Genomic DNA, 25,584 nt, shown 5'->3' with positions numbered 1-25,584 from the left:
TTCTATCCCCGATCGCTGCGACGTCCACGGCCTGCCGCATGAGGCGTGCCGGACATCCCGAAAACCCTAGGCGAGTTCCATAGCGAACTAAATCGCCGCGAATCATGTGTTACGAGTGATGCACAGATTTGTTTGTGCTGCCAAGGGCGAGGTCTAGCGACCGTCGACGGTTCTCAGGCCGAACCACTTGTCCTTGACGGCCTCGTAATGCACCTCGGAGCGATATTCCGCCACGTCTAGGTCCTGGCTCCGAACCGTCAGGCTGCCCGTGGCGGCGAGCACCGAGTAGCTGGCGACGACGGCATTGCGCTGGGAAATCGCAAGGTCTTCCCGTGCATCGAGTACGTTCTGCTGCACGTTCAACACGTCGAGTGTCGTGCGCTGACCGACATTGCGCTCTTCGATCACGCCTTCAAGCGCCATGTTGGCAGCCTCGATCTGTGCTCCGATGGCGGAGATCGAGGTCAAAGACGCTTCGAACTGGGCATGGGCCGAAACGATAGTACGTTGCACGTCCATTCGGGCGGAATCGACAAGAATCTGCCGCTGGCCGAGCTGCTCCTTGGCCTGGCGGATCTGGCCGTATTCGGCGCCGCCCTGGTAGAGAGGGACGGTCAAACGGGCAGAAAGGGAGCTGCTGAGATTGTCGGCCGGGCCTTCCTCGCTGTTGACGGATTTGTAAACGTCGCCTTGCAGCGAGACGCCCGGCAGCATGGTGCCTTCGGCAACCTTCACATTGTATCCGGCCGCATCAACGCTGCGCATTGCAGCCAGAATATTCGGGTTCTCCCGCATGCCGGTGGCGACTGCCTGGTCGAGCGAGGCCGGCATCGCCTTCTTCGCCGCGGCCGGTTGCTTGATGCCCTTCGGCATTTCCCCGACGATCTGCACATAGGCAGCTTCGCTCTGCTTGAGCTGCGAAACCGCTGCCGTCAGCAAAGCCCTGGCAGCGGCAAGATCCGCTTCCGCCAGGCTGACATCGGTACGCGTCCCCTCGCCGACATCGAGGCGTGCGCCAGCAGCCTTGAGCTGCTCCTGCAAGAAGGCGATGTTCTGCTTGCGGATCACGAGGATTTGCTGGTCACGCGCAATGTTGGCGTAGGATTCGACGGCGGCCAGCAGGATCGAGATTTCATTGGCGCGCAGCGACTCGCGGTTGGCCAATACGTTCGCTTCAGCCGCTTTGACGCGATAGAGCGTCTGGAAACCATCAAAAATCTGCTGCGTGATCGTGAGACCGTAGCTGGAGGTAAAGCTCTCGGTCCGCCGCTTGCCCCGCGCGCCGAAGATGTTCCTCTGTCCTATGTCAAGGTTCGTGCGGTTCAGCTCCGACTGTGTCACGAGGCTGACCCGTGGCCGCATGCCCGCTTTGGCAATCGTGACGTTCTCGTCGATGGCGCGCAGCGACGCCCGGGCGGCATTGAGATCGGGATTGTTCTGGTAGGCCTTGGCCATCGCACCCGCCAGCGTCTCAGCGGAGACATTGCAAGGCATCGCCAGCAAGGCAGAGGCTAGGGCGAGCGCAAGAGCGGTTCGACGAAGACTGGACACAGTACGAAACTCCGATCCTGGATCGGCCCGCCGCAGAGCCTCTCCTTACACAGTACGCACCGGCACACCCGCCGGCTAGACTTTTGGGTCGCGGGATACCGTTTTGGGACAGTGCCCGCGCCGCTCGCGATATTGCCTCTAAGTTCATCGGGGAATAGCCGACAGACAGGCCGCGAGCCGTTTGAACGCGACAATACGGCAGGCCCGTTGCCAAAGCGCAACAAATCAGGCCCGCCAAATCTCATTTCAACGGAGAGATCTCAGAAAACGAATTCTTTTGCCTTGCGGAAGCCGGGCAATGGCTTGACCGCCGTGTTGAAAACGTTGCGCTCCGAAACGTGGCCACCCTCCTTGATATAGAGGCGCGCCTGCGAGGCGTTGCCGTAGCCCTCGACGACGACGAATCGGCCGCCGTCACGCAGCTGCGCCAGGAGTGCATCCGGAACGAACTCCACGGCGCCATGCACGAAGACGACGTCATAGGGCGCTTCGGGCGCGTAGCCGGCCTCAAGATCACCGACGACCACGGCGACATTGTCATGGCCGAGACGGGACAGGGTTTCCGTCGCGGTCGCCGCGAGCGTTGCGTCGCTCTCGATCGCCACGACCGAACTTCCGAGCTTCGAAAGGATCGCCGAGGCGTAGCCGGTGCCACAGCCGACTTCCAGCACCACATCCGTGGGCGCGACTTCCGCAAGCTGGATCAGCTTGGCAAGCGGCGACGGTTCCATGAGGTAGCGGCCGGGCGCAATCTGGATATCATCGTCGATATAGGCGAGCGGCTTTGCGGCCGCCGGCACGAACTCTTCGCGTGCAACGGTGAGGAACGCGTCGAGCACTTCGTGCGACGTCACATCCGTCGTACGGATCTGGTTGTCCACCATCTTCGTGCGCGCTACTTTGTAGTCAATCATCTCTAGCCCTGTGAGTAACGGCAGACCGCGGCACAAAGGCCCGGTTGCAATGCCGGATGCGTCGCGATTGTCTTAGTGCGGTTTAAGGCCGAGTGTCCATAGGCGGCGACGGCTTGCGCGCAAAATCCGCGCCACGTCGAGGACGAAAGCCAGTCATCCGGCCGCTCCAGGCATTATCATGAATAAACTACTCAACATATCATTGCCTGCCTTACGTATAATGTCGTATTAAGAACTCAGGTTTTAGGAGCGCCTCGCGCCCGTACCCTGCCCGCTCCAGCGAGCGGGCTTCGTTTAACTGAGACATGCAAGAGGAATACACCGTGCTGAAACGGTCTCGACTGCTACTCGCGATCCTCCTGATGGCGCTTACCACCCCGCATACCGTGTCGGCGCAGACCCAGGAGACCCCGTCGGTCCAGACGGACAACCAACCTGTAACATCGGGACAGGCGACAGGTGCTGCAACGGACGGTGCCTCTACGACCGACACGACATCCCGCCCCGTGACCGGTGAAAACACGGCCGAAAATCCGGCGAACCCGGAAGATACGGGCACGGCACCCGCCGGAGAGACGGCAACCGAGCTCGAAGCGCTCGATGATACAGAGCCCGCGGCCGGCGAACGCCAGTCCGGCCTGCCGCACGACCTCTCCCCCTGGGGCATGTTCATGGCCGCCGACATCGTCGTCAAAGGCGTGATGCTCGGCCTTGCCTTCGCTTCCGTCGTCACCTGGACCGTGCTTCTGGTGAAGATCGTCGAACTCGGCAGCGCCCAGCGCTCCGCCAGCCACGCGGTCCGCCGGCTCTCCGCTGCACGCGGCCTGGAGGATGGCGAGCAGGCGCTCGGCCGCAACCGCGGCGTGGCCGCCCGCATGACCCGCGCCGCCCGGGAAGAGATGGAATTGTCCGAAGGTGTTCTCGATCACGTGTCGGATGGCGGCGTGAAGGAACGCATCGCCTCGCGCCTTTCGCGCATGGAAGCCCATTCCGGCCGCCGCATTGCCAAGGGCACGGGCCTGCTCGCCACGATCGGTTCGACCGGTCCGTTCGTCGGCCTCTTCGGCACCGTCTGGGGTATCATGAATTCGTTCATCGGCATCTCGAAGGCGCAGACCACCAACCTCGCCATCGTCGCGCCAGGCATTGCCGAAGCGCTTCTGGCCACCGCAATCGGCCTCGTCGCCGCAATCCCCGCGGTGGTGTTCTACAACTTCCTCGCCCGCGCCATCACCGGCTACCGCCAGAACCTTGCCGATGCCTCGGCTGCCATCGAAAGGCTCGCCAGCCGCGACCTCGACGTGCGCCGCGCCGTTCGCCACCCCGCGCAACGCACCGAACGCGCTGCCGGCTCCGTCGTAAAGATCGGGTGACGCCATGGCCAGCAAGATCAAGGATAGCGGCGACGACCTCGAGGAGAACAGCGAAATCAACGTGACGCCGTTCATCGACGTCATGCTGGTTCTGCTCATCATCTTCATGGTGGCAGCACCGCTCGCCACTGTCGACATCAATGTCGACCTGCCCTCCTCCGTCGCCCAGCCGACCCCGCGCGAGGACAAGCCGGTCTTCATGACGCTGAAGAAGGACCTCGCAGTGTCGATCGGCAACGGCGAGATCGCACGCGACAATTTCGGGCCGGAACTCGATGCCGTGACGGAAGGCAACAAGCAGACGCGGATCCTGCTGCGCGCCGACAAGGCCGTCGACTACGGCAGCGTCATGGATGTGATGAACCTGCTGCGCGCCGCCGGCTACGCCAAGATCGCCCTTGTCGGGCTGGAAGGCGCCGCACCGGCGCAATAGCAGCGAAATGTGAGGCGCGTTTGCGAACGCGCCTCCTCTCGAGCCGCCCCGAAACGGTATAATTTTGATCAGGCTACCGGGAATCGACGATTTCCAACTTGTAGCGGGACAGAAGCTCCAGCGAGCGATCCGGGGCTATGCGGTACGTTTCGATATATTGGTCGCCGGACTGGCCAATGAATTTGTGGTCAAACGTACTGCCGATCGGCGATTTCGTCAGCTTCGTCCGCGGCTGCCCGTTGTAGGTAATGCTGCCGCGTATGGGTTCCAGCGTGGAAGGCGCACAGCCCGATAGAGCGAACGCAATCGCCATCGCCGCAAGGGCTTTCGGATTGGGCATAAGATTCTCTCCAGTGTTGAGGCCCGGCACGTTTCGTCACGAGCCACCACATACGATAAGTAGGGTTTTAAATGCCGTATCAAGCTGCGGGCGAGCAAAATGCATATGGCAGCGGAAAAAATCCACAATGCGCGGGAAGCCTCTTGCGCCCTTTCTAAATTCGTTCTACACGCCCGGCACCACTCGCTTTATAGCAAGACGGACGGCCTCGTGGCGGAGTGGTTACGCAGAGGACTGCAAATCCTTGCACCCCGGTTCGATTCCGGGCGAGGCCTCCACTAAAAATCATAACGATGTCAATGAGAAGTCCAGGATGACGCCCTTGGCATAGGCCAAAGATCGAGATCGCGCGACACAAATTCAGTAGCTTGATCGACACGGATTGTCTTCGGATAGCCAACCTGGCGGCACACCTGTTCCAGCGTTTGCACCACGTTCTCACCGCGATAGCTATGATGCGGATCAAGCACGGGCACGTAGCGTGAGAAGATGTCGACTACCGTCAGAACCCGCAGTTTCTTTCCGGTCGCGAGTTGGTCGTGCACGAAGTCCATCGCCCACACGTCGTTCGGACCGATCGCCTCTGCCGCTTTGCCTTGACCCTGCGCTTCGGCGTCTTGTTGTGCAACTGCAGGCCCAAGTCTCTGTAAATACGATAGGTTCTCTTGATGTTGGTGCCCCAACCTTCGCGTTCCAGCAGCACATGCACACGACGGTAGCCGTAGCGCACAATCTTCTCCTCTCTCCTGGCCAGATGGGAGATGTAAAGGCGGCCGTTCCTCTGTTGGACGGTGTGGATGCCGCATACTTCCTGATCGCCGATACCGCTTACGATAGTGATCGCCTGCGCCAATACCTGCTGAAGCGGAAAACTGTCCCCGTCATACCGAACAATCCGACCCGCAAACGAAGACACCCCTTCGATTAAAGGCCATATCGTCGACGCAACATGATCGACCGTACCTTTTGCAGACTGAAAGACTGGAGACGCATCGCAACCCGATACAACAAGCTCGCCACAAACTTCAAAGCCGCAATCCTCATCGCGGCCATCGTCATCTGGTGGGCTAATTGAGTCTCGTGCCTAGCACTACTTTGGCAGATTCGGGCAAGGCTGGTTTGAGATGATTTGTGCTCTCTTCGTTGGGGGCGCGATATGGCAGATTGGGATACGGAGCTTTCGACCTTTTTGCAGCCATTTCTGGACAAGCTCGGACACAAGAAGCGGCGACAGATGTGCCCTCTTTACGTCTCCGGGCTCATTGGTCCCGGTGACCGCAAGAGTATCGAGCCGATGGCGGAACGGTTTGCTCCAGGCCAGTACGACCGCCTGCACCATTTCATTTCCGATGGCCTTTGGAATGCTGTTCCTCTTGAGACCGAGCTTGCGCTGCAGGCGGACAGGATCGTTGGCGCGTTAGATGCGTTTCTGGTGATCGATGATACCGGCCTTCCCAAGAAAGGCGACCAATCGGTCGGGGTCGCGCCGCAATACGCTTCGATGCTGGGCAAGAGGGCAAATTGCCAGACGCTGGTGTCGGTGACGCTTGCGCGAGACGAGGTTCCCGTTCCGGTTGGCTTGCGTCTGTTTTTGCCCGAGAGCTGGACCAGCGACACGGAGCGGATGGCCAAGGCCGGGGTTCCCGATGCCATGCGGACATCTCGCACGAAGCCGGAGATCGCTCTTAACGAGATCGATCGGTTGATCGCGGCTGGTGTCCGGTTTGGCACAGTGCTGGCTGACGCAGGCTACGGCCTGTCGGCGACCTTCCGCCAGGGGCTAAGTGGACGTGGCCTCACCTGGGCGGTCGGCATCCCCAAGCATCAAAAGGTCTATCCCCATGATGTCGAATTGATCTTTCCCATCTCCGGTCATGGTCGCCCACGCAAGCATCCGATCCCCGACATTCTGTCGGTTGCGGCCGAAACGGTGTTAGCACCTGCAAATTGGAAAAAGGTCAGTTGGCGCCGTGGCACGAAAGGCCGCCTCGCGGCACGCTTTGCCGCATTGCGCATCCGGATCGCCGACGGCACGCCCCAGCGCATTCTCGACAAGGGACAGCAACACATGCCGGGCGAGGAAGCCTGGCTGGTTGGCGAGTGGCGATCAAACGATGAGCGCAAATACTACCTGTCCAACTTGCCGGCTAACGCCACGTTGAAAGCGCTGGCGGCCGCCATCAAGGCGAGATGGGTTTGTGAGCAAGCGCATCAGCAGATGAAAGAGGAACTCGGCCTCGACCACTTCGAAGGCCGATCATGGCAAGGACTACATCGGCACGCTCTGATGACGATGATCGCCTATGCTTTCCTCCAGCACCAGAGACTGCAGACTGCAAAGCGGGAAAAAAAAGAAGCGACAAGTACGCAAGGGGCCGCCTGAGCCCACCTTGCCTGCTATCCGTCGAGCCGTCATCAGCGCACTCGCCAGACCCATGACGACAATCCGGTGTCCCCACTGCAAAGGGCAAATTAGGGTCCGGACCCAATAATTGGCTTTCCCTGAGCGCTGGGACATGATTCATTGCCGCGACGAAAGGGCGGTGAGATGTATGATTTCTTTTGGTTTTCCGATGCGCAGTGGGAACGGATCGAACCGCTCCTGCCAACGGATGTGCGGGGCAAGCCGCGGGTGGACGATCGTCGCGTGTTGAGCGGAATCGTCCACGCGCTGCGATGCGGTGGCCGCTGGGCGGACTGCGCCGACGTCTATGGACCGAAGAAGACGCTCTACAATCGCTTCGTTCGCTGGTCCGAGCGCGGCATCTGGGAAGGCATCTTCAGCGCACTTGCCGGAGCCGAAGATGCGCCGGACCGATTGTTCATCGATAGTAGCTGCATCAAGGTCCACCGCTGCGCAGGCGGGGGAAAAGGGGGGCCTTGGCTCATGGTATCGGCCGCACGAAAGGCGGACGGAACACCAAGCTCCATGCCGTCTGCGACGCGAAAGGTCGCCCTCACGTCCTGCTCCTGACGCCCGGCAACGTCCATGATTGCAAGGTGGCGAGGCTGTGTATCGAAGCCCTGCCGCCCTGCGCGCAGCTCGTCGCGGACAAGGGCTATGACAGCCAGGCTCTGCGCGAGTGGCTCGACGAGCGCGGTACCGAGGCTGTGATCCCGCCACGTCGAAATCGCAAGGTCCAGTACGAGTACGACCGCGCCGTTTACAAGCAGCGCAACGTCATCGAGCGTATGTTCTGCCGTCTCAAGGACTGGCGTCGCCTCGCCACCCGCTTCGATCGCAACATCAAAAACTTCATGGGTGCCGTCGCTCTCGCCGCGGCCGTCATCTGGTGGCTCTAGTGAGTCCGGACCCTAGAACCGCAGAATCAGTTCTGCCAAAGTAGTGCTAGGCCAAGCTTAAAACCGGATCTCTGTTCTCGCAAGGCTACCCGAAAACAGGAAGGCTGTTCGTGACGTCTGCGCTTTCTTCAGCGCCGCCGTTCCAAACCTTTCCCCCAGCCTATGTTGCGGAGAATAGAATTCGTCGTCGGTCCGTTGTAGCAAAAAAGGAGTGCGCCATGCCCACCTATATGATTGGCTACGACCCTCGGACAGCCAAGAACTACGATGCACTGACCCAGCAGTTGAGCGAATGGAACTGTGTCCGGCCTTTGGAATCGTTGTGGTTTGGAAGCTTGAATGGCGATGCCCTGACAATCCGCGAGAGGCTCAGGGCGCTGATCGGCGGCAATGACGGACTTTTCGTCTGCGAGATCAAACCTTCGAGCGATTGGGCGGGTGTGAAACTACATGAAGCCGTAACCGCTTGGGTCCGCGCAAACATCGGGCAATAGTCCCCTACCTCGATACTCTCGGATTGTGAGACCAGCGACTTACCGTTTGTCCTGCCTACTAAACTCCTACTGCGCCCCGAGCCTGCCGTTCTTGTCTGAATGCCGGCCCAGATCTTCCGGGGGTCGAGTACTCGGCTTTTAGGCAGAGCAGGGTCGATTTGCGGCCTCGCGTCCGATGCTCGCCAGTCCGTGGCGCATTTCTCGGACGTTACCGTTGTTGATGCGATGAATCGCTCATTTTCCGTCACGGCACAATCGGGGGCCACAAGCCGAATTTGCCTGTTTTGGTTTAGCCTATCCGCAATCCGCTGGCAGATAGTCTTTACAGCTCGGCGCAAAGTACTTTCGCTCATGTCGTTTTTTTTCGCGAAGGCCCCAATAGTCAGGCCGGTGCGCACCTTCACCCATGACCAGGCATACAGAAACTCACGGTCGGACTGCGAAGGAAGAGCATTGATCCACTCGAAGCACTTCTCCATTCGCCCCAGTTCTCCCGCTGAGGCCGTTTCACGATAGCGGGCCGTTCCGCTGCCATACGCATCGCCAAATCGCCTCACCGGCTCGGGCATGGCGCTTCCGTACACCTTCGGGCCGCGGACGGCCGGAACCTTCCTCAACGTATCCGCCATTTCGAGGATCCGATCCTCTACCGCCTTCGCCGTCCAATCCGTGAATGTCATGCTGCTTCCCCGTTTCTCGCTCGACTGGTATTCCTTGCCGCAGCTCGTGAGGCGAACGTGTCCGTGCGGGACTAAGGGCATACCTCCCCGATGATCTGACGGTAGCGTTGTCGAGGTCATCAGCAGACGCTGAACGTAAATCTGCGTCCACGTCTTCTGGTGCCTACCCATCTCCGCCAGTTCGTCGGCGCGCTCGTTGCCAGCACTGCCGGCGATCAGCGCGTCACCAAGCGCTGCGTCGATCCCCTGCCAAAGCTCAAGGTCCTTGATCTCGCCGGCCGCGCGGTTCGGACTGTTGAGGTTCTTCTTGTTCCAACCTCGATCTTTCCAACTCTCCAGCCAGACGTTCGCACCCTCGACGCAGTATTGGCTGTCGCACCAGATAGTGACGGGGGGGCGTTGCTGAAAACGGTATCCGAAATGCCGTCGCTCGTTGGCCAAGTCGCGCAGCTTTGCTCGCAGCGCCACCTCCGGCGCTCGGCACGACCGGTAGCGGATCATCTTGCGGTCAGCAGATATGATTTGGCAGGCCCGCCGTTCCGAAAGACCCATCATGGCCTTCAGATGCGCGACGGCGTCGCGTTTGGCGGCAGGCCCTGCCATTTTTTTGCAAGAAGCTCGCGAAGTGCGGCTGCATCCAGCATCTGTTCGGCCGCCAGCTTCTTCAGCCTCGTGTTCTCGTCCTCAAGCGCCTTCAGCCGCTTCGCCTCGGAGACCTCCATGCCGCCGTATTTGGCTTTCCAATTATAAAACGTCGCTTCTGAAATTCCGTGCTTGCGGCAGAGGTCGGCCACCTTCGCGCCAGCCTCCTGCTCCTTCAGCACCGCAATAATCTGCTCTTCCGTAAATCTCTGCTTCTTCATTCGTCAGTCCTTAATCAGGCCGGACTCTAAGCCATTCTGGAGGAAATTACCCGTGGCAGGTCACGCGGTCGAAGCGAAACCCTGCCCACGAACGTGAGCGGGACCCGATAGGGCCTCGGAGGCGCTCCCGGGTTTCAATCATCAACCGCGACTGGCCAATCTAGAGACGGCAATTCGTCAAGAAATTCTTCTATGGAGGGCCGTTCATACTCGCTGGCCAGCACATTGGCATGCTCGCCATAATCGTAAGCCCAAACGACATCGCGCCACGCGACGAAGGCCAGCGCCTGCGTCTGTCAGAGGGGGTGTCGAGGCGCCGGAGCTGGCCAGCGTCACGCCGTCACGAAAGGCTCGATCCCGCGGTTTAGCATCGACTCGCCTCTGGATGGCCTACTCATGTAGGACCTGCATCGCAGTGGCTTGTGCTGCGGTCTTGGCCTCGGCAGTGATGGTTTTTGCGGAGTCAGGCAGGCGTCCAAGTCAGGTGATATCCCCTTCGTCACGGAGCAGATCAAGCAACCAGTATGGTGGGTTGATCGATGGAACGGGATTGGCAACGGCCAGGGCCTGCCGGCAGAATGAGCGAAAGATGTAGGTGCTTCCGATCCGCTCTACCGGGCCGGTGATCCAGTCGGACGGCGCCTCGCCGTGCGGGATGGTCGCGCCGGCTGATGCAGCGTTACAAAAGAAGATTTCCCGCAAAACTTAAACGCCTCCCCATCTTTAAACGCACGCGTTCACTGGCGTTTTCCCGCCCTCACCGGCGGGCTTTTTCGCGACCTGACAGCCCGCGTGAGAACGTCACTCATCCCAGGCTTGAATCACCGTCTGCCGGGCAATTTTGCCGCCTTCTACATCGATCATAGCGGCACAAAATACACGCGTCCCGTCTGGATATGCGCATGTCTCGGTAAGAGAAATCCGACTACCCTCGGTCACCACTGCATCGACTTTGTGCTCCATTTCGCGGCCACAGACATCGTTCCAGAATTCCGAAATTACAGCTTTCCCAGCCAGTTCTCGCGGTCTGCTAGGGGGATTGTTTCTGTCGATGATCTTTAACACCGCGTTCTCAGCATAGAATTCAGCCAATGCGTGTCCGTCGCGTTTCTCGATGGCGTTCTGTATGGCCACGCCATCTAAGGCCTTGCGCTGTTGCATTGTTGCCTCCTCCAGCACGTCTGCTTGCTTATTTCCTAACTCGGCATTCGAGAATTCTAACGCCTGTATATTAGCATCTCGTACAGACACACAAAAGCGATCGCTTCTGTCGCCCAGCGCGCTTTTTCGTGGACGTGATTCTGGCTTCCTCATCTTTGCGCGCCTAGTTTATGAATTACTCATAATTTCAATTGGCAGATCACTATGATTTTCATACCTTCCTCATCGAAGCGAGCCACCACCCGCCTCGCAGCACCCAAGAGGAGCAAGGGAATGGCAACGAAAATGAACGTGGTGGCCTGCCAGATCCTCAGCCTCTCCCGCTCCCTCGGACATCTTCCGCGGTTGAAGCGGTGGCATACTCGGAAGTTCTCGCTTGTGGCTGATCTGGTCGCCACCATGGCTGACTGGCCAGAGGATGTTACTTCGATCACCAGGGAAGACGCTGACGACGGCGATGTCTGGCGGGCGTCTGCATGACAGGCGTGACGAATTTCAAACTTCCCTATGTCGAGAAAAACAAGAGCCGACATGGCACAATCCGGTACTATCTTCATCGATGGAGTTCGTATTTGTCGCCTGCCCGACGATATTTCATCTAAAGAATTCTCGAAAGCCCACTGGTAGGCCCGCAAGGCCGCGCGGCCACTCCTGGAGCGCAACGGCGAGCCCAAGCCCATTCGGGGGCATCGTAAGACAAAATACCTTTCGGTGGCTCTGGATGGAGCAAATGTGAGCCAACGCCTTTGATGCTCTCGATCGCACAACGAAGGACCGTTGGCGGAAAATCATGGAATCGATGTGGGGTGAACCATTTAGTGAAACCGACGAGCAAAAATTCGCTGATATCCCCCTTCAAAAGATGGCAATATCACATATCGAGGTACTGAAAGATGGAAAAAATGCCGTACCATTCGCTACAGATGAGCGGTTGAACATTCTTCGGCAGGTGTTCGATACAAAGCGGGAGGGCGCAGCCATAGCGCAGAACACGGCGCGTATGGTGGAGCCCTTCAGCATTCATACGGATGGGCACGATACAGCGACGCCGGCCGAACTCTAACCGTTCATTGACCACCACGGTATCGACTCCAAGGCTATCTATATTTTACGGTCATTCTCTACAAGTCCTGCCTTTACGGCAGGCTTTACCCCGGATGCGTTCAGGCGCGGGCGTCGTAGCCGCCGCAGGTTTGGGGCAAGCCGATGGCATCAAGGTGATCCTAGCGCGAAATGCGTGAGTCTTGTCCTTCCCGATCTCTTGGAAAGCCGTCCGATGACCGAACCGAATACCGACCAACAGGCCATGGCGCAGGCGCTTCTGTCTGCCGTCTATCAGGTCATTGCGCGCCCGCAGGGTGATGCGTTCAACCTGGATGTGATCGCCAAGCTCGCCGCCGGCATTTCATCTTCCCAGTATCTCTACACCCGCATGATCGGCGCCAAGCGCACCGACAGCGCTGGCGCGCTCATCGACTATGCCTGCTCGCAGGCGACCGTCGAAGGCTTCGTCGTCGAGTTCGGCGTCTTCTCCGGCCGCTCGATCAATCGCATCGCCCAGAACAAGCCAGGCCCTGTCTATGGCTTCGACAGTTTCGAGGGCCTGCCGGAATATTGGCGCGACGGCTACCAGAAGGGTGCCTTCGCGCGCCAGGACCTGCCGGCAGTGGCACCGAATGTGGAACTGATCGTCGGCTGGTTCGACAGAACCCTGCCGAAGTTCCTCGACGACCATCCGGGCCCGGCCTCGTTGATCCATGTCGACTGCGATCTCTACAGCTCCACCCAAACGATCTTCACGCAGATGCGGGAGCGTATCGTGCCCGGCACGATCATCCTGTTCGACGAGTATTTCAATTATCCGGGCTGGGAACTGCATGAGTTCAAAGCCTTCAAGGAATTCGTCGAAAGCTGGGGTGTGCAGTACGAATATATCGGCCTGCACCCGAACCACCAGCAGGTCGCCGTACGCGTGACCGGCATGTACAATCGATAAAGCAGCCGGTGCTGCAAAAGGAACAAGGCGGCCCGTCGGGCCGCCTATGCGCTCCCGGAACGTCGGATTAACAGGCTGTTTTCATTACAAAATTGTAATTTTTTATTCAGTTACGGTTCATCGAGACGACCCTAGGCTCCTCGTATCAACAACGAGGAACCACCAATGAAACTCTTCGCTAAAACCCTTCTGGCAGCTATCGCCCTCTCCTTCGCTGCGGCGCCTATGGCACAAGCCCAGACCACCTATGGTCATGACCGCAAACCCGGCTACTCTTCCTCCTGGAAGAAGCACGAAGCAAAGAAGCGCCATCACTGGCGTCAGGGTGAGCGCGTCTCCGACTGGAAACGCCGGCCTGCGGTGCGCGACTATCACCGTCATGGCCTGCGCAAGCCGGCCCGCGGCCAGCAGTGGGTAAAGGTCGACAACAGCTATCTTCTGATGAGCATCGCCACAGGCATCATCCTTGGCGTGAATGCGGCCCGATAGGACGAGACAGACGCCACCACCGCTCCGTGGCGGCGTTTTCGTGCCTGGCGATCAGCGTATCAGCAGCGCCGTGCCGAAGAGTCCGAGCGCGAAGACCGTGTGCGAGACCAGGTTGAGCAGGCGCACCTTGTTGGCGTTCGCCAGCTTCGAGGCTGCGACGCCGATGCCGAGGCCGGGTTGCAACAGGAACCAGCCAGCGCCCACCGTGACGATGCCGAGTATCCAGGCTGGCAGGAAGGTCGGCGTAGCAAACCAGCCTTCACCCACGATCAGCGCCAGAATGACACCATAGAGAATGCCGACGGCATAGTGGCTGACCCAGCCGAGCGCCAGTTCATGGGCGTAGGGCTGTGCCTTGCCAATGTCGTCGTGAAAAATGACGCCATTCTTCAAATGCCAGAACCAGCGGCCGACCGGCGCCCAGTTCGGCCGGGCCTGGCCAAATGCCTTCCAGAGAATGATCGCCCAGACATCCATCAGCACCGTGGCACCGAACCCCACCACGATACCCTTCGCCAAAAGTCCCATCGATTCCCCTCGCCCAAAAATGGTGCTGGGCGGTTAGATCAGGTCAGGGATGCCGGTGCAAGAATGGCGGCGGTCAGCGCGCATCGCGACGCGCCTTGCGTGTGGCCCACCAGACGGAGAAGCGGCGCCGCAGGCGACGAACCATATGAGAATCGTGTGAAAGAACGAGAAGACCGAGCGGAACCATCCAGAATCCCAAGATCGGAAGGAAGCCGAGAATGCCGCCACAGACGAGCAGCACGCCGATCGTGGTGCGCAACCAGCGCGATTCCGGCAGTTTCAAACGGAAAGTGCCGATCACGATCTCCCGCGTACGGGGATCGATGCCGAAATGCATATTGTTTTTTCGCGTCGTCATTCATCGCTCATTCTGCTGAAAAGCCTGACTTTCCAAGGCTTGCCTACCGTCCAAGTGGAGACTTCTCCACAACCAATCAAGCTTTGTGCATTTTTTTGTCAAAAATCGCTTGGCAAATCGATCAGGCATTTGTATTACGCGCTCACTCCGCAGCGAGCGGATGATCCCTGGTAGCTCAGCGGTAGAGCATTCGACTGTTAATCGACAGGTCGCCGGTTCGAATCCGGCCCGGGGAGCCATTTTAGAAGTTAAGCGCCTGTTATCGTTGATATATCCGATAACGGGCGCTTTCTTCCCCACAAATCCTCCCCACTTTTGAAATCCGCTCTACCTAGTTGAGGATTCGAACCCGTATCCAACTTTATCCCTGCCATTGGGTCGCAGTCTTTGCGAACTCTGCAAATTGCCTGAGCCCATTCCGCTTTGGTCCGCCCTCGGTGCAGACCGTATGGCGGTGCACCCCGCCCCTACCTACTCCTGCTCGACCGGATTCCCGCTTTTGGCGTCAATGTTGATCTCGACTCGAGCTTTGTCCTTCGTCCGGTACTCGATCTCGTAGTAGCCGCGGTCGTTCCATGACATCTCTTGAAGACGAGCGAAGTCCCGGCGGGCCTCGACGGATGCCAGTATCTCTGATGGCTTTTTTCCATCTTCCGCGCGGGGCTTCGCGTCCTGGGCCGTCGCCGGCACGACCGACAATGCGAGCGTGCTAACAAGCGCTACGAGCGACTTCGACATTTTTCACCTCCATCAAGTCCGCAGCGCTATGAACGGTTCACTATGATTTAGGTTCCGACAGTCGAAGCCGCCCGCTCCGGAGAGGCGGACGGCCTGGCGCGCGCGCGGCACGAGGGCACGGACCAAGAAGCGCGCGCCGAAATTATATTAACAGATCCTAATTAGGCAGGCCACCGCTCATGCGGGGCGGTGACGATGGTTCTCTTTGCCAACTCGGTGTAAATGCTTCGACAGGTAATCCTGCCTCAAGGCAAGCGGAGACAAACGCCTCCCGCGCGACGGCTACCGGTGCCATTCGATAGAGTGCAGCGCGACACTTCTCGCACGCGCGCTTGTATCGCGCGCCGTGCCGCAAAGGCCATTCATTCTCAAGGAAATCGACGGTGTCGTTCAGGCTCTCAAACGAGCGCGTCACCCCGCTGGGGAAACGAACGTGAAGGGGTACAGAGAAGTAAACGTCAGCCAGCATCGTGGTGCTCCTTTCAATTACAATTCTGGCGGCATCGATATGGTTTTCCTCAGCGCGTTTTCAAGATCGGAACAACGTGAGCCCAGGATCGTTTCCAGCGCATCGCTAAGGGAGGATCCAATGGCTATCGAAAACGCACCAACCGAAGAAGGCAAGGAAGGCGCCAGGGGCCTACACAAGGCCGCACGGGCCGATGAGCGCAAAGTTGAAGCGGAGAAGGGTTCGGACCTCGCCAAAGGCGCGGATCGCTTTGAGGAGCGCTCGAGAAGCTCTGATGGCAAAAGCGCAGGTGAAAAGCAGCGCTGACGAGAGGCCATTGAGTGACGGGCCTTTCTTTAATTAGGGCTGAAGCATGCAACTCTTGTTGTGCGCCGCAAACGACCTATATTGCGACGCAATAACAGGAGAGAAAAATGACGATCAACGTGGCGAACCCAATCGCGGACCTGCGCAAGTCGAAGGGCTACGATCTGCAGCAGTTGTCGCTGATCTCCGGACTAACTGTCGCGGAAATCGCGAAGCTTGAGAGCGGCGTGCTGGTCGATCCGACGAAGCTAGCCAGGTTGCTTGCTGCCGCTGGCGTGAAGGCTATCTAAGGCAAGGAAGCGGCCCGCGCTCCGCAGTGTTGGAGCGGGTGGTACAGCGCGGGCCTGTGGTAGAAAGGCCGAGGCAGCCACGAGGGCGCCACCGGCAAGAGCCAGCCGACAATGCGGGAACGGCTGGCGGAAAACTAGTTGGTGTAGGTGACCTCTTTGGGAACTCCGACGAGCTCGCGATACATTGCTACGGTCTCGGTGTTGGAATCTTCAATCCGGACGATGCGTAGAGAGGCAATGTCCTCGAACGAGCAGTCGAAGCGGTGCGGTAGTCCGTCGTAAAACATTGCGGTCACGTCGCGGCCGTTGATTTCCAGGATCATTATCGAACCGACGGTACGATCCGCCTTCCGGAAGGTAATGAGATCGCCGACCTGGTAGATAGGCTCGTCCGACGCGTGGAAGACCTCTTCCAGAAAAGTCGCGATCTTATGTGGGTCATTCGCGTGCGGATGCGCTGACGATCTTCTCGGTACAAGCCTGCGTGGCGCGAGCCTTCTGTCGACAGTATGGGCGGCGGTGTGCATGGCGGGTCTCCTCGTTGATCTGATTGGGTTGATGTGATACTTTTAGATCAATACGAAACGATCGTCAATACCTTTAGATCAAAATTGCACCTATGGATCAATTTTAATGATATCTGGACGACAAATTGCCGCTGCACGTGCTCTAATCGGACTTAGCCAAGCCGAGTTAGCTGGTAGCTCCAACATTTCAGTTCCAACTCTGAAACGGATGGAGGCGAGTGAAGGAATCGCAAGCGGATTGGCCAACAATGTCGCGGCAGTCCGAACCGCACTCGAGTCTGCCGGCATTCTTTTCATCGACCAAAACGGCAACGGCCCCGGCGTACGGCTGCGGGATCGGCAGGCATAGGGATGCGCTGCGTTCTGGCGCTAGCAGTTATCTCGCTAATCGCTGGGTGCACAACCGAGAGAGAGCACACATGTGTTGTCACGCCCGCCAACTTGGTTGAGCGCGGCGCCGGTTGACGGCGTCGTTCGGCCGACCTAACATTTTCTCGCGGCCACCAACCGCACCCGGCCCTGGTCGGTCACCACGTCAGAGGAGCACAACAGCGCGGTCGGCATTGGTGCCGGCGGCAAAACATCTCCTCAAGCGCTTGGTGGGCGCCTTTGCTAAAGCTCTATTCCCGAAAAGACTCTCCAAACTGGTGGATCCGCGGAACTGTACGCGGCATCTCGGTCAACGAGACCACCGGAACCGCCGAGCGAGCCGCCGCCGAGATCATCCTCACTATCAGGGCGAAAGAAGTTCTCGACGAGAGCATCTTCGGTAAGAAGCTAAGCGTCACGTTCGACAGCGCGGCGGCCTCATACCTCCAGAGCGGCGGATCGCCAAGGTTTTTGAAGCCGCTCCGCCAGCGTTTCGGCCCCACATCGCTTCGCAGCATTCGGCAAAACGACCTAGACGCAGCAGCCATGAAACTATTTCCCGAGGCGGCGCCCGAAACCCGCAACCGGCAATGCTATACGCCATTCATAGCGGTCTGGAATCACGCCGTCGGCAATGACTGGGCAGACGTGCGGCAATGGCGGCGGCCCAAAAAGGCGAAGGGGACGACAAGACGCCGACTGGTTAAACGCAGTGGCAGTCAGCCGACCGACTACGAGCGCGCCGCACGTTTTATCGCTGAGATGTCCCCTGCCCCTGCCATGGTGATGACCGCCCTGTTCTACACCGGCATGCGGCCGATCGAATTGTTTACACTCGAGCGAGGCGACATTGACTTGAAAGCCCGTTGGCTCCTCGTTCTCAGCAGCAAGACCGGTGAGCCTCGCGGCGTCCCGATGCATGAGTTTATTGCGCCGCTGTTCCACGCCCTTCTCCAGCGCAAGGACGCGAACCCGCACTTGTTTCGCACGTTCAGAGGGGAGGAGTATACCATCATGGCGGAATCAGGTGGTCAGCTCAGCAATGGAATTGTTGGAGCAAGAAAGCGGCTGGCGGCCAAGGGCGTCGATATCAACGACGTATCTCCCTACACCGCACGCCATTCCGTGAGCACGCAGCTCGTTATCAACGGCGTCCATCCACACATCAAAGATCAGATCCTCGGCCATGCTGTCACGGACATGTCACGCCACTATACCGCCGTGCCCCAGGCTCATCTGATCGAGGCGATCAATACTCTGCCCGTTCCCCAGGAATGGCGCCGCATGCCTTGGTGGGGAGATCCGCTCTCGTGGTCCCGACGACACGTCAAATGGGGGAGGTGTTGATGATTGAGCGCCGACGACATCCCCTCAAAGGCCTCTTAAGGGTCAAGAAGGCTCTCGCGGACGGCAGGACCATCTATTATTGCTACGCTTGGCGTGGTGGCCCGCTTCTAAAGACGGATAACGGCAAGCCGCTCCAGCCGGACGACGCAGGCCTGCAGCGAGCTTTCGACGCTGCGCACGACCGACGACGAAATCCGAACCCCGAGACGCTCCAGGGCCTAATTACGGCGTTCCGTGGATCCTCTGACTTCAAGACGACATCCGCATCAACCAAGCGAGGGTACAACCGCTATCTGGACATGCTGAAGGAGGATTTCGGCAGTCTCACTTTCAGTGATCTGGAAGCCAAGGCCACCCGCGGCGACTTCAAAGCCTGGCGTGACCGCAGAGCGGACAACCCACGTGCTGCTGATTATGCCTGGACCACCCTCGCCCGCGTTCTGTCCTTTGGCAAGGACCGCGGACTGCTTTCAGTCAACATAGCCGAGCGCGGTGGACGCCTCTACAGCGTCGATCGTCGCGAGAAGACGTGGACCAATGCAGACATTGCCGCCTTTAATGCTGTCGCCTGTCAGGAACTTCAGTTAGCGCTACTGCTGGCTTTCTGGACCGGGCAACGTCAGGGTGACCTTCTCGCGCTTCCATGGAAATCCTATGACGGTGCAACCTTTCGGCTTCGACAGAGCAAGACTGGTCGGCGGGTGGTGATACCGGCATCCAACCAGGTGCAACGCGCGCTAGGCGCGGTTACGCGGCGATCACAAACGATCCTCTGTAACACTCGCGGGAAGCCGTGGACGACCGACGGATTTTCTACCAGTTGGCGGAAGACACGCCTTGCTGCCGGCATCAACGAACTGACCTTCCACGATCTCAGAGGGACGGCCGTAACCCGCATGGCCCTGGCTGGCTGTTCGATCGCCGAGATTGGCGCGGTAACAGGCCATTCTCCGAAGGATATCGATGCTATTTTGCATACGCACTACCTCGGCGGGCAGCGAGAGTTGGCGCGCCAGGCGATGGCGAAGTGGGATGGGGCGTATTTGAGCACGACATAGGAGAAAGACATGACCGACGCAGAACGCATCGAAGCGCTCGAAGCGAAAATCCAGCAAGCCTACCATGTCATCGGCCAACTCCTGGGCGGCCCTGACGGTAAGTCGGAGGACCTGTATTCACCGCAGGGACAGCGTGCGCTCGATTACTTCGCGCATGAAGACTTCGATGAGAACTTCCTGCCGTATGTCCATCCGCGGCGAGAGGGGTGAGAGCAGAATCCCCGCACGCGACTAGAACAAAAAAGGAACGAATTTCTGCAATTGATCTGTGGATTACAGGATACTGGGGCGGCGGCCGGATGCCGGGTGCGCCATAATGCAACTGTAGCTCGAGGGAAGCGGGTGCGTTGACACCGCGGAATTACCCGCTCCCCCGACTACTGGCGACACCCGCCGAAGATGAGGACGCTGCAAACGTCCTCATCTCTCGGGTACCGGCATTCTGCGACACGTTTGCCTGCAAGGCAAAAGGGAAAGTAGTTTTTCCAACTCTTTGTTGAATGTGTGTGTCACGAGGTCTCCCTGTGGAAGAATCCGAAAACGCTGGAAGTCAGAAGTTTGCAGTGTTCAAAACCTCACCGTTATTTCGCCTTACCGCCACATATGACGAAGACCTCGAAAAACTCGCCGACCCAGACGTCGACAAGAAATTGGCAGTGCAGCTCGTACAGCGGCTAGCCGAAGCTAAAGACAACCGCGACAGCAATGTGAGGGCATTGTTCATAGCCGATGTGCTTCTGGCGGTCGCGGTCTCCGGTAAAAATTTCACTATCCCCGGCACCGACATCAGCACTCGCGAGCTACCTGCTGTATTGGAGGTTTTGATCGTGGTTTGCACGTTTGCCTTAGTGATCGCGGCGGTCGGATTTACCACATGGCTCTGCTACTCCCAACTCTTGTGGACGGTAATGCAACGGCGGGCGCGCGCCGCAGATATTGCCGGAGGAATTATGACTGATGCTGAGCACTTTAATGAGATGAGTGTTCGACTTTTCCAAGATAAAATTGCTCTTGCTGGCATCGAGCTCTTCACGCCGATGACTGGTTACAAGGCCGTAATTTGGGCGTTCGCTGTTTGCTCCAAAGTTTTGTTTGGCGCCCTCCCTATAATGCACGCGCTCTTGATCGTTTATGGACTTGCGATTGTTTGTGAGCGTTCGGGTTTCGATGTTTTTCGAGCTCTTCTCATCCTGATTGTTTTTGTTGGCCACGTCATGGCTCTGATTCTGTGGTTCGCGCCGAACGCACGTTTTAACTTTAAGATGAGGCTTGGCACCTACACGCGGCAGCGGCCATAGAGACCAATCCATAGGAATATCTTCCCGACCTCCTTGACTCCCTTCCTAGCGAGAACATACTAGCAACATCTCGAAACCGGAACGAATGCCTGCTGTGGCAGCAACACTGGAGAACGGAAACGTGCGCGCAGAATCTCACGAGCCTCGCAACGAAGTCGACGAATCCCTGGCTTGGCACGGCGGAAACGCCCGAGCGGCAGTCGCGACGCTCCTGGCTGACTGCGCTTATCTGCGATGGCAGCTTCAACTGGCCGATCGCGCAATTAGCTCCGGCTTTACGCGAGGGTGGCGACCCAGCGCCGAGCGGAACTAGCGTGGGTGGGGAAAGGGCTTGGCAACGCAAGTACGCTAGGTGCCCTAAGGAGAAGTAAGACTGGTCGGCCCTCGATGACGGTCACACTTTGACTATGCGGTGTCATCTGCCTTTTTTTGGAACGCCCGCACGATCGTGGGGGCTAAGAGACCAGAGATCACGGCGACAGCCACGACCGGGCGATAGTCAATTAATTGACTTGCCTCGAGGGCCGCTGCTTCCAGCTTTGGATAAAGTAGCTTTATTATGAATCCAGATCGAATGACGAAATACGATGCAGCTCTGACTATCCCACCGAAGAGAAATCGAGCTATCGGGTATATAAGCCTTTGTTGAGGGATAGTGTTGTTAAGACGTTGATAGACATACGCGACAATAGTTCCCATTGTTCCACTCCAGAAAGCGAGAGTTATCAATGGAAGGTCTTTACTAAATTCCGACGCTGTCGCTCTATCCTCGCTGCTCATGACATTTATTAGTGAAAATTCTGCAAATTTTAAAAAGGCAAGTGGCACAATTGCGAAAAATAGGAGAACGAATAGCCATTTCGTTATCGATATGGCTTCGCGGTATTGGGAGTCCGAGGATTTAGTTGGCAACAGATATTTCCCCGTTTTTCTGTACTTTGAATCTGCGCCTGAAAATCGCAAGAGTCGAGAGCCGTAGTGATTTATTTAGTACGGGTGGCCTTTATTGACATCATCAACCCGAGTGCACATTCCGGACGGAAGACCTTACACTCTAAGGAGTCAACGATAACGAGGTCTGGGATTTCTGTATACTGGGAGCAGACTCAAATGGCGCTCCGCAAAAGTGCGCCACAGTGGTAAGGGTCGCTACAGCCCACTAAGCTCTAATTGATTGCACTAAATTTCGCTTATCCAACCAAGTTCCAACGATACGGGAGATGTTGCGAAGGCCTTCGAGCCGCAGTTCCGGGCTGCCGCTCGACGGCGGCGGTCTTGAATGGTGCGGCGGCTTGGCTGGCGCTGGAGATTTATCTCAGTCAGTAACTGAACGCCGACCTCAGTCGAACGCATCTTCGCGCGGATGCTCTGGGGCGATCCTCATCGAGGTTTCCTCCTTGTTCCCCTGGCAAATACTGCGCGCAGTTTCCTCCACGACGGAGCGGTGCACGGTCGGATCAAAATCGCCATCCGGAAACGAACTGAAAAGGTATCTCGCAAAGCTTTCGCGGATCTCGGGAGAGCGTGGGAACCAATCCTGACCGGTTACTTCGTTGAAAATTGCCTGCAATGAACCGAGTTCATCGGGTTGATAGGCGCATTTGGTGGAGTGACTATTCATAGCCGACCCCTCTCTTATTGGGGCGGAAGCGGAACAGCTCTCAATGACGGCGCCCGTAACACATGCCGTCCATCCCATCACTGTACGCGCTTTTGGCCGGATGTCGAATCTGGACTTTTTGGTCCTGAGGGAGACCGCGACGACTGCACGGAACAAACCTGACCCGGCTGCGATTATCTAGCTGCGCTGATCAAGCCTTTAGCCCCGACGTCCCCAGCGGGGCCCTTTTTTGTGTAGAAGGGAGGCATAAATTGCGTCGTTGGGTAAGCCGTTCAGAGGGTCAACGACGATAGCAACGAGCTAGCTTGTGGTGCTCACAGCATTCACAAAGACGGACGGTCGGATTAGATGCTGTCCTTCGTACGGCGCCGGCCCCCAACCAAAAAAATCCATCCCCGAACGCTCGTTCTTCGTGTAGTTGTAAATCATATCGCTCCACGCGGCAGCAACACCCGATAGGATCCTAGGATGAAGCTTTTCGATCAGGTTACTGGCAAATCACCAGAGTTCGCACTCACGCGAAGCGGGACAACAGTTGCTGTTTCGTTACACTATGATCTTTGGGGATGGGAAGACGAGGAAGCCGGTTTTATTGTTTTTGAAGGTGAGGCATTCGCCGGTATTGGTGACACCTACGGTTCGGCTTACCAGTCATACGGTGGCGACCGCCCTTTGTACGTGGATTTCACAGCAGCCCTGACGTCTGGCGTGACGTATCAGAGTGAATACAGCGTGACGGACTGGGGTGATGGCACAGAAGTGAATTTCACCTTCAATACGACCCTTTTCTCATTAAAAGCACTGTTCACCGGGACCCAAGCCGTTGATGTCGTATTCGGATCTGCAGATGGCGACGTGCTTTCCGGAGGCGGCGGAGGCGACTTCATAGAAGGCGCTGCCGGAAACGATACGTTGGATGGCGGCGCAGGCAAGGACACTCTCTACGGCGGCGCGGGGAACGACACCTACATCGTCGATGATGTGGGTGACCAGGTGATTGAGGTCAAAGGCGAAGGCACTGACCTGGTGAAATCCTCATTCAGCTACACCCTCGGTGCCAATGTTGAGCGGCTGACGCTCACCGGTTCGTTGGCGATCAACGGGACCGGAAATTCCGGCGCCAACGTCCTCACCGGCAACAGCGCGAACAACGTCCTGGACGGGAAAGCTGGTGCGGACATGATGATCGGCGGTAAGGGCAATGACACTTATGTGGTCGACACCTCCGCAGACCAAATCTCCGAAAAGACAAACGAGGGCATTGATCTAGTCAAGGCATCTGTCACTTACGAGTTGGGCCCGAATGTCGAGAAGCTCATTCTCACAGGCTCGGGTTATGTCAACGGCTTCGGTAACGCACTTGCCAACGACATCTGGGGCAATAACGGCGCAAACGTGCTCGACGGCGACTCGGGCAACGACCGTCTCACTGGAGGTGGCGGTGATGATATTCTTCTTGGCGGCGAAGGCGACGATTCTCTGGCCGGAGGCGCGGGCATCGACCGGCTTTATGGTGGCAGCGGGTCGGACACCTATTTCCTCGACGATGCACTGGATCGTGTGATCGAGGCTGCAGGAGGTGGTACGGACCTGGTTAAGTCTTCAGTCAGCTGGACCATGACCGCCAATGTCGACAATGTAACCCTGACTGGCGTGGCGAACATCAACGCCGGCGGAAACTCTCTCAACAACACCATGATCGGGAATAGTGGCAGCAACATCCTGATCGGCGGCAATGGCAACGATACCGTGACAGGCGGAGCAGGCAAAGACACGTTCGTTTTCAATACTGCTCTGAACGCCGGCACGAACGTCGACAAGATCACGGACTTCAGTCACGTCGATGACGTGATGCAGATCGACAATGCAGTCTTCCTCGGCCTTGCGGTCGGACAATTGGCGTCGAGCATGTTCAAGGATATCACGCTGGGGCCGAAGGACGCCAGTGACCGCATCCTCTACAACTCCGACACCGGAGGCTTATTCTTCGACCGTGATGGTTCTGGAAGCACATACGCAGCGGTGAAATTCGCAACGTTGTCGGGAACGCCAACGCTAACAGCCGCTGACTTCTTTGTGATCTGATTGGTGCCTTAGCCCTAGGCTCCCCGCCACGCGTCGCCAGGAAATGGCGGCGTTGGCTCCGATCGACAGCTAAGGAATTGTCCGCCCGCCGACGACACTATTTCAGGCAGGCGAATTGCTGGAGATGAAGTAGAACGCAGCCACGACGTGGCGGTAGCTTCGCGTCGATGGTGGACATCGTGGTTTCAATCGATGAAGGCGAAATCGTTGTCGAGTGTTTCGACAACTTCGACCCGCGCTGGATGCCTCAGAAGCTTTGCATACCTGTATTTGAAGGATCCTCCGGAAAGGGCCACGATTTGTTCGGCTGTCCAGACCGGGTCCAGCATAGTGCTGGTATCCTCCTCTGTTTTCTCCCAGAACGGCGTACGGATACCAGAGGGAGCGGCGACGAGCACCTTCCCAAACCCTGGATCACGTACAAGCGAAGCGCCGAGCATGGCCATGCCGGCCTTCGTTGCCGAATAGGCAGGCTCTTGCGGCCTTGGCGTATATTGAGAGCTTGATGTGATCAGCAGCAGCTTCAATGGCGTCGGGGCAATAGGCTTCAGACGCGCCGCCAGCATCATCGGAGCCAACAGCCCCACATTGGTCATTGTCGTAAGCGCCTCATCATCCAGTGTTTCGATAGATCCGCGCTGCAGAAATCCAGCGGCGTAGACGAGCGTATGCACGTCTTGAAAGCTGGCGGTGAGGTTGCTGATCCCCTTGGAAAGATCATCCACAGAAGCCGTAATAGACAGTTTGAAGAACTGCGCATTCGCCAAGCCAGGATCTTTGCGCCCTGTAAAGCACACCCGATGACCTTCGTTGACATAATGCCGAGCGAGTTCAAGCCCGACTCCGGAACTGCCTCCGACGATCAGGATGTTCTTTTTCATTCAAATCACCTTTGAATTGCAATCTGGTAGAGATACGAGAAAACGATACCGGTATCAAAGCGCTGAGAACAGACGGCAACGCCCGCAATCGAGATGTCGCAATGCCGCGGCG

28 protein-coding genes, 2 tRNA genes and 3 pseudogenes are annotated in these 25,584 nt (G+C 57.8%); 18 read left to right on the top strand and 15 right to left on the bottom strand.

From position 1 onward, the window contains the following. Positions 1–153: 153 nt before the first annotated feature. Both BSY16_RS05015 and BSY16_RS05010 read right to left on the bottom strand, forming a co-directional pair. On the bottom strand, positions 154–1,551 hold the full coding sequence (locus BSY16_RS05015) for a TolC family outer membrane protein (RefSeq protein WP_286157181.1): 1,398 nt from the start codon (positions 1,549–1,551) through the stop codon (positions 154–156). A 260-nt stretch (positions 1,552–1,811) separates the two neighbouring features. Next, positions 1,812–2,462 carry a protein-L-isoaspartate O-methyltransferase family protein gene (locus BSY16_RS05010; protein WP_069061380.1) on the bottom strand — a complete coding sequence of 217 codons (651 nt, stop codon included), beginning with the start codon at positions 2,460–2,462 and terminating at the stop codon, positions 1,812–1,814. Positions 2,463–2,788: 326 nt separating this feature from the next. Here BSY16_RS05010 and exbB point away from each other — a divergent pair, with 326 nt between their 5' ends. Next, complete coding sequence (gene exbB / locus BSY16_RS05005) at positions 2,789–3,838, top strand: tonB-system energizer ExbB (protein ID WP_502695998.1); 1,050 nt, start codon at positions 2,789–2,791, stop codon at positions 3,836–3,838. A 4-nt stretch (positions 3,839–3,842) separates the two neighbouring features. After that, positions 3,843–4,271 (top strand): TonB system transport protein ExbD, encoded by a 429-nt coding sequence (exbD, locus tag BSY16_RS05000; protein WP_069058644.1) that lies wholly within the window; start codon positions 3,843–3,845, stop codon positions 4,269–4,271. A 73-nt stretch (positions 4,272–4,344) separates the two neighbouring features. Here the strand turns inward: exbD and BSY16_RS04995 are convergent, their stop codons facing one another. After that, positions 4,345–4,611, bottom strand: a complete 267-nt coding sequence (locus BSY16_RS04995) for a hypothetical protein (protein ID WP_069058643.1) — start codon at positions 4,609–4,611, stop codon at positions 4,345–4,347. Positions 4,612–4,815: 204 nt separating this feature from the next. Here BSY16_RS04995 and BSY16_RS04990 point away from each other — a divergent pair. Next, positions 4,816–4,889, top strand: a tRNA-Cys gene (locus BSY16_RS04990). A 22-nt stretch (positions 4,890–4,911) separates the two neighbouring features. Here BSY16_RS04990 and BSY16_RS04985 read toward each other — a convergent pair. After that, a pseudogene (locus BSY16_RS04985) lies at positions 4,912–5,341 on the bottom strand (DDE-type integrase/transposase/recombinase); the annotation flags it as partial. Positions 5,342–5,560: 219 nt separating this feature from the next. Here BSY16_RS04985 and BSY16_RS33050 point away from each other — a divergent pair. The 3 genes and pseudogenes from BSY16_RS33050 to BSY16_RS31340 all read left to right on the top strand — a co-directional run bounded on the left by BSY16_RS33050 (position 5,561) and on the right by BSY16_RS31340 (position 7,914). Then, positions 5,561–5,686 carry a transposase gene (locus BSY16_RS33050; RefSeq protein WP_083242831.1) on the top strand — a complete coding sequence of 42 codons (126 nt, stop codon included), beginning with the start codon at positions 5,561–5,563 and terminating at the stop codon, positions 5,684–5,686. 81 nt (positions 5,687–5,767) lie between these two features. Further along, a pseudogene (locus BSY16_RS04975) lies at positions 5,768–7,087 on the top strand (IS701 family transposase). Positions 7,088–7,159: 72 nt separating this feature from the next. After that, a protein-coding gene (locus BSY16_RS31340) for an IS5 family transposase (protein WP_502695997.1) occupies positions 7,160–7,914 on the top strand; the annotation gives its coding sequence in 2 pieces (ribosomal slippage) (positions 7,160–7,501 and positions 7,504–7,914; 753 coding nt in all). Between the two features lie 262 nt (positions 7,915–8,176). On the opposite strand, the gene BSY16_RS32680 is transcribed toward BSY16_RS31340, so the two are convergent. From BSY16_RS32680 to BSY16_RS04950, 4 genes and pseudogenes are all read right to left on the bottom strand, one after another. Beyond that, on the bottom strand, positions 8,177–9,472 hold the full coding sequence (locus BSY16_RS32680; RefSeq protein WP_353652375.1) for a ribonuclease H family protein: 1,296 nt from the start codon (positions 9,470–9,472) through the stop codon (positions 8,177–8,179). Positions 9,473–9,496: 24 nt separating this feature from the next. Then, a pseudogene (locus tag BSY16_RS04955) lies at positions 9,497–9,951 on the bottom strand (transposase); the annotation flags it as partial. 480 nt (positions 9,952–10,431) lie between these two features. Continuing rightward, positions 10,432–10,653 carry a hypothetical protein gene (locus BSY16_RS31880; protein WP_150129878.1) on the bottom strand — a complete coding sequence of 74 codons (222 nt, stop codon included), beginning with the start codon at positions 10,651–10,653 and terminating at the stop codon, positions 10,432–10,434. Between the two features lie 99 nt (positions 10,654–10,752). Further along, positions 10,753–11,112 carry a nuclear transport factor 2 family protein gene (locus BSY16_RS04950; protein ID WP_069058639.1) on the bottom strand — a complete coding sequence of 120 codons (360 nt, stop codon included), beginning with the start codon at positions 11,110–11,112 and terminating at the stop codon, positions 10,753–10,755. Between the two features lie 273 nt (positions 11,113–11,385). Between BSY16_RS04950 and BSY16_RS04945 the strand changes: the two genes are divergently transcribed. The 4 genes from BSY16_RS04945 to BSY16_RS04930 all read left to right on the top strand — a co-directional run bounded on the left by BSY16_RS04945 (position 11,386) and on the right by BSY16_RS04930 (position 13,597). Further along, positions 11,386–11,592: a hypothetical protein gene (locus tag BSY16_RS04945; protein WP_069058638.1), complete on the top strand. Its 207-nt coding sequence runs from the start codon at positions 11,386–11,388 to the stop codon at positions 11,590–11,592. Positions 11,593–11,902: 310 nt separating this feature from the next. After that, positions 11,903–12,175 carry a hypothetical protein gene (locus tag BSY16_RS04940; protein ID WP_069058637.1) on the top strand — a complete coding sequence of 91 codons (273 nt, stop codon included), beginning with the start codon at positions 11,903–11,905 and terminating at the stop codon, positions 12,173–12,175. Positions 12,176–12,388: 213 nt separating this feature from the next. Beyond that, positions 12,389–13,108: a class I SAM-dependent methyltransferase gene (locus BSY16_RS04935; protein WP_083242830.1), complete on the top strand. Its 720-nt coding sequence runs from the start codon at positions 12,389–12,391 to the stop codon at positions 13,106–13,108. A gap of 165 nt (positions 13,109–13,273) precedes the next feature. Beyond that, on the top strand, positions 13,274–13,597 hold the full coding sequence (locus BSY16_RS04930) for an RcnB family protein (protein WP_069058636.1): 324 nt from the start codon (positions 13,274–13,276) through the stop codon (positions 13,595–13,597). Positions 13,598–13,648: 51 nt separating this feature from the next. Here the strand turns inward: BSY16_RS04930 and BSY16_RS04925 are convergent, their stop codons facing one another. After that, entirely contained in the window at positions 13,649–14,125 is a 477-nt protein-coding gene (locus BSY16_RS04925) for a DUF2938 domain-containing protein (protein ID WP_069058635.1), read from the bottom strand. Positions 14,126–14,198: 73 nt separating this feature from the next. After that, positions 14,199–14,483, bottom strand: coding sequence for a hypothetical protein (locus BSY16_RS04920; RefSeq protein ID WP_069058634.1), 285 nt, complete (start codon positions 14,481–14,483; stop codon positions 14,199–14,201). Positions 14,484–14,647: 164 nt separating this feature from the next. Between BSY16_RS04920 and BSY16_RS04915 the strand changes: the two genes are divergently transcribed. Continuing rightward, positions 14,648–14,722: transfer RNA gene (locus BSY16_RS04915), tRNA-Asn, on the top strand. A 232-nt stretch (positions 14,723–14,954) separates the two neighbouring features. Here the strand turns inward: BSY16_RS04915 and BSY16_RS04910 are convergent. Further along, the gene (locus BSY16_RS04910) at positions 14,955–15,221 is read right to left on the bottom strand and encodes a PepSY domain-containing protein (RefSeq protein WP_069058633.1); all 267 of its coding nucleotides are present in this window, start codon (positions 15,219–15,221) and stop codon (positions 14,955–14,957) included. Between the two features lie 157 nt (positions 15,222–15,378). Then, the gene (locus BSY16_RS31330; protein ID WP_083242829.1) at positions 15,379–15,690 is read right to left on the bottom strand and encodes a DUF982 domain-containing protein; all 312 of its coding nucleotides are present in this window, start codon (positions 15,688–15,690) and stop codon (positions 15,379–15,381) included. Positions 15,691–15,810: 120 nt separating this feature from the next. Between BSY16_RS31330 and BSY16_RS04905 the strand changes: the two genes are divergently transcribed. Beyond that, complete coding sequence (locus tag BSY16_RS04905) at positions 15,811–15,996, top strand: hypothetical protein (RefSeq protein ID WP_069058632.1); 186 nt, start codon at positions 15,811–15,813, stop codon at positions 15,994–15,996. 107 nt (positions 15,997–16,103) lie between these two features. After that, entirely contained in the window at positions 16,104–16,286 is a 183-nt protein-coding gene (locus BSY16_RS04900) for a helix-turn-helix domain-containing protein (protein ID WP_069058631.1), read from the top strand. A 134-nt stretch (positions 16,287–16,420) separates the two neighbouring features. On the opposite strand, the gene BSY16_RS04895 is transcribed toward BSY16_RS04900, so the two are convergent. After that, positions 16,421–16,813: a hypothetical protein gene (locus BSY16_RS04895; protein ID WP_069058630.1), complete on the bottom strand. Its 393-nt coding sequence runs from the start codon at positions 16,811–16,813 to the stop codon at positions 16,421–16,423. Positions 16,814–17,422: 609 nt separating this feature from the next. Between BSY16_RS04895 and BSY16_RS04885 the strand changes: the two genes are divergently transcribed. From BSY16_RS04885 to BSY16_RS04870, 4 genes are all read left to right on the top strand, one after another. Continuing rightward, positions 17,423–18,529, top strand: coding sequence for a tyrosine-type recombinase/integrase (locus BSY16_RS04885; protein ID WP_069058628.1), 1,107 nt, complete (start codon positions 17,423–17,425; stop codon positions 18,527–18,529). Continuing rightward, entirely contained in the window at positions 18,529–19,587 is a 1,059-nt protein-coding gene (locus BSY16_RS04880) for a tyrosine-type recombinase/integrase (protein WP_069061377.1), read from the top strand. The genes BSY16_RS04885 and BSY16_RS04880 overlap by 1 nt, the downstream gene beginning before the upstream one ends. 9 nt (positions 19,588–19,596) lie before the next feature. After that, on the top strand, positions 19,597–19,797 hold the full coding sequence (locus tag BSY16_RS04875) for a hypothetical protein (protein WP_069058627.1): 201 nt from the start codon (positions 19,597–19,599) through the stop codon (positions 19,795–19,797). A gap of 314 nt (positions 19,798–20,111) precedes the next feature. Next, the gene (locus BSY16_RS04870) at positions 20,112–20,885 is read left to right on the top strand and encodes a hypothetical protein (RefSeq protein WP_150129877.1); all 774 of its coding nucleotides are present in this window, start codon (positions 20,112–20,114) and stop codon (positions 20,883–20,885) included. Positions 20,886–22,224: 1,339 nt separating this feature from the next. Here BSY16_RS04870 and BSY16_RS04860 read toward each other — a convergent pair. Continuing rightward, complete coding sequence (locus tag BSY16_RS04860) at positions 22,225–22,506, bottom strand: hypothetical protein (RefSeq protein ID WP_150129876.1); 282 nt, start codon at positions 22,504–22,506, stop codon at positions 22,225–22,227. A gap of 468 nt (positions 22,507–22,974) precedes the next feature. Between BSY16_RS04860 and BSY16_RS04855 the strand changes: the two genes are divergently transcribed. Then, positions 22,975–24,591 carry a calcium-binding protein gene (locus BSY16_RS04855; protein WP_083242827.1) on the top strand — a complete coding sequence of 539 codons (1,617 nt, stop codon included), beginning with the start codon at positions 22,975–22,977 and terminating at the stop codon, positions 24,589–24,591. 185 nt (positions 24,592–24,776) lie between these two features. Here BSY16_RS04855 and BSY16_RS04850 read toward each other — a convergent pair whose 3' ends face one another. Beyond that, positions 24,777–25,472 (bottom strand): SDR family NAD(P)-dependent oxidoreductase, encoded by a 696-nt coding sequence (locus BSY16_RS04850; protein ID WP_069058622.1) that lies wholly within the window; start codon positions 25,470–25,472, stop codon positions 24,777–24,779. Positions 25,473–25,584 lie beyond the last annotated feature (112 nt).

The organism is Sinorhizobium sp. RAC02 (assembly GCF_001713395.1).
GTDB lineage: Bacteria > Pseudomonadota > Alphaproteobacteria > Rhizobiales > Rhizobiaceae > Shinella.
This window is presented reverse-complemented; position numbering and strand designations above follow the sequence as displayed.

Bases quoted from the DNA above. Each gene is read 5' to 3' on its own strand.
- exbD (WP_069058644.1), top strand. From the start codon at position 3,843: ATGGCCAGCAAGATCAAGGATAGCGGCGACGACCTCGAGGAGAACAGC.
- BSY16_RS04995 (WP_069058643.1), bottom strand. From the start codon at position 4,611: ATGCCCAATCCGAAAGCCCTTGCGGCGATGGCGATTGCGTTCGCTCTA.
- BSY16_RS33050 (WP_083242831.1), top strand. From the start codon at position 5,561: ATGATCGACCGTACCTTTTGCAGACTGAAAGACTGGAGACGCATCGCA.
- BSY16_RS04950 (WP_069058639.1), bottom strand. From the start codon at position 11,112: ATGCAACAGCGCAAGGCCTTAGATGGCGTGGCCATACAGAACGCCATC.
- BSY16_RS04945 (WP_069058638.1), top strand. From the start codon at position 11,386: ATGGCAACGAAAATGAACGTGGTGGCCTGCCAGATCCTCAGCCTCTCC.
- BSY16_RS04940 (WP_069058637.1), top strand. From the start codon at position 11,903: ATGGAATCGATGTGGGGTGAACCATTTAGTGAAACCGACGAGCAAAAA.
- BSY16_RS04935 (WP_083242830.1), top strand. From the start codon at position 12,389: ATGACCGAACCGAATACCGACCAACAGGCCATGGCGCAGGCGCTTCTG.
- BSY16_RS04930 (WP_069058636.1), top strand. From the start codon at position 13,274: ATGAAACTCTTCGCTAAAACCCTTCTGGCAGCTATCGCCCTCTCCTTC.
- BSY16_RS04925 (WP_069058635.1), bottom strand. From the start codon at position 14,125: ATGGGACTTTTGGCGAAGGGTATCGTGGTGGGGTTCGGTGCCACGGTG.
- BSY16_RS04920 (WP_069058634.1), bottom strand. From the start codon at position 14,483: ATGACGACGCGAAAAAACAATATGCATTTCGGCATCGATCCCCGTACG.
- BSY16_RS04910 (WP_069058633.1), bottom strand. From the start codon at position 15,221: ATGTCGAAGTCGCTCGTAGCGCTTGTTAGCACGCTCGCATTGTCGGTC.
- BSY16_RS31330 (WP_083242829.1), bottom strand. From the start codon at position 15,690: ATGCTGGCTGACGTTTACTTCTCTGTACCCCTTCACGTTCGTTTCCCC.
- BSY16_RS04905 (WP_069058632.1), top strand. From the start codon at position 15,811: ATGGCTATCGAAAACGCACCAACCGAAGAAGGCAAGGAAGGCGCCAGG.
- BSY16_RS04900 (WP_069058631.1), top strand. From the start codon at position 16,104: ATGACGATCAACGTGGCGAACCCAATCGCGGACCTGCGCAAGTCGAAG.
- BSY16_RS04895 (WP_069058630.1), bottom strand. From the start codon at position 16,813: ATGCACACCGCCGCCCATACTGTCGACAGAAGGCTCGCGCCACGCAGG.
- BSY16_RS04880 (WP_069061377.1), top strand. From the start codon at position 18,529: ATGATTGAGCGCCGACGACATCCCCTCAAAGGCCTCTTAAGGGTCAAG.
- BSY16_RS04875 (WP_069058627.1), top strand. From the start codon at position 19,597: ATGACCGACGCAGAACGCATCGAAGCGCTCGAAGCGAAAATCCAGCAA.
- BSY16_RS04860 (WP_150129876.1), bottom strand. From the start codon at position 22,506: ATGAATAGTCACTCCACCAAATGCGCCTATCAACCCGATGAACTCGGT.
- BSY16_RS04855 (WP_083242827.1), top strand. From the start codon at position 22,975: ATGAAGCTTTTCGATCAGGTTACTGGCAAATCACCAGAGTTCGCACTC.
- BSY16_RS04850 (WP_069058622.1), bottom strand. From the start codon at position 25,472: ATGAAAAAGAACATCCTGATCGTCGGAGGCAGTTCCGGAGTCGGGCTT.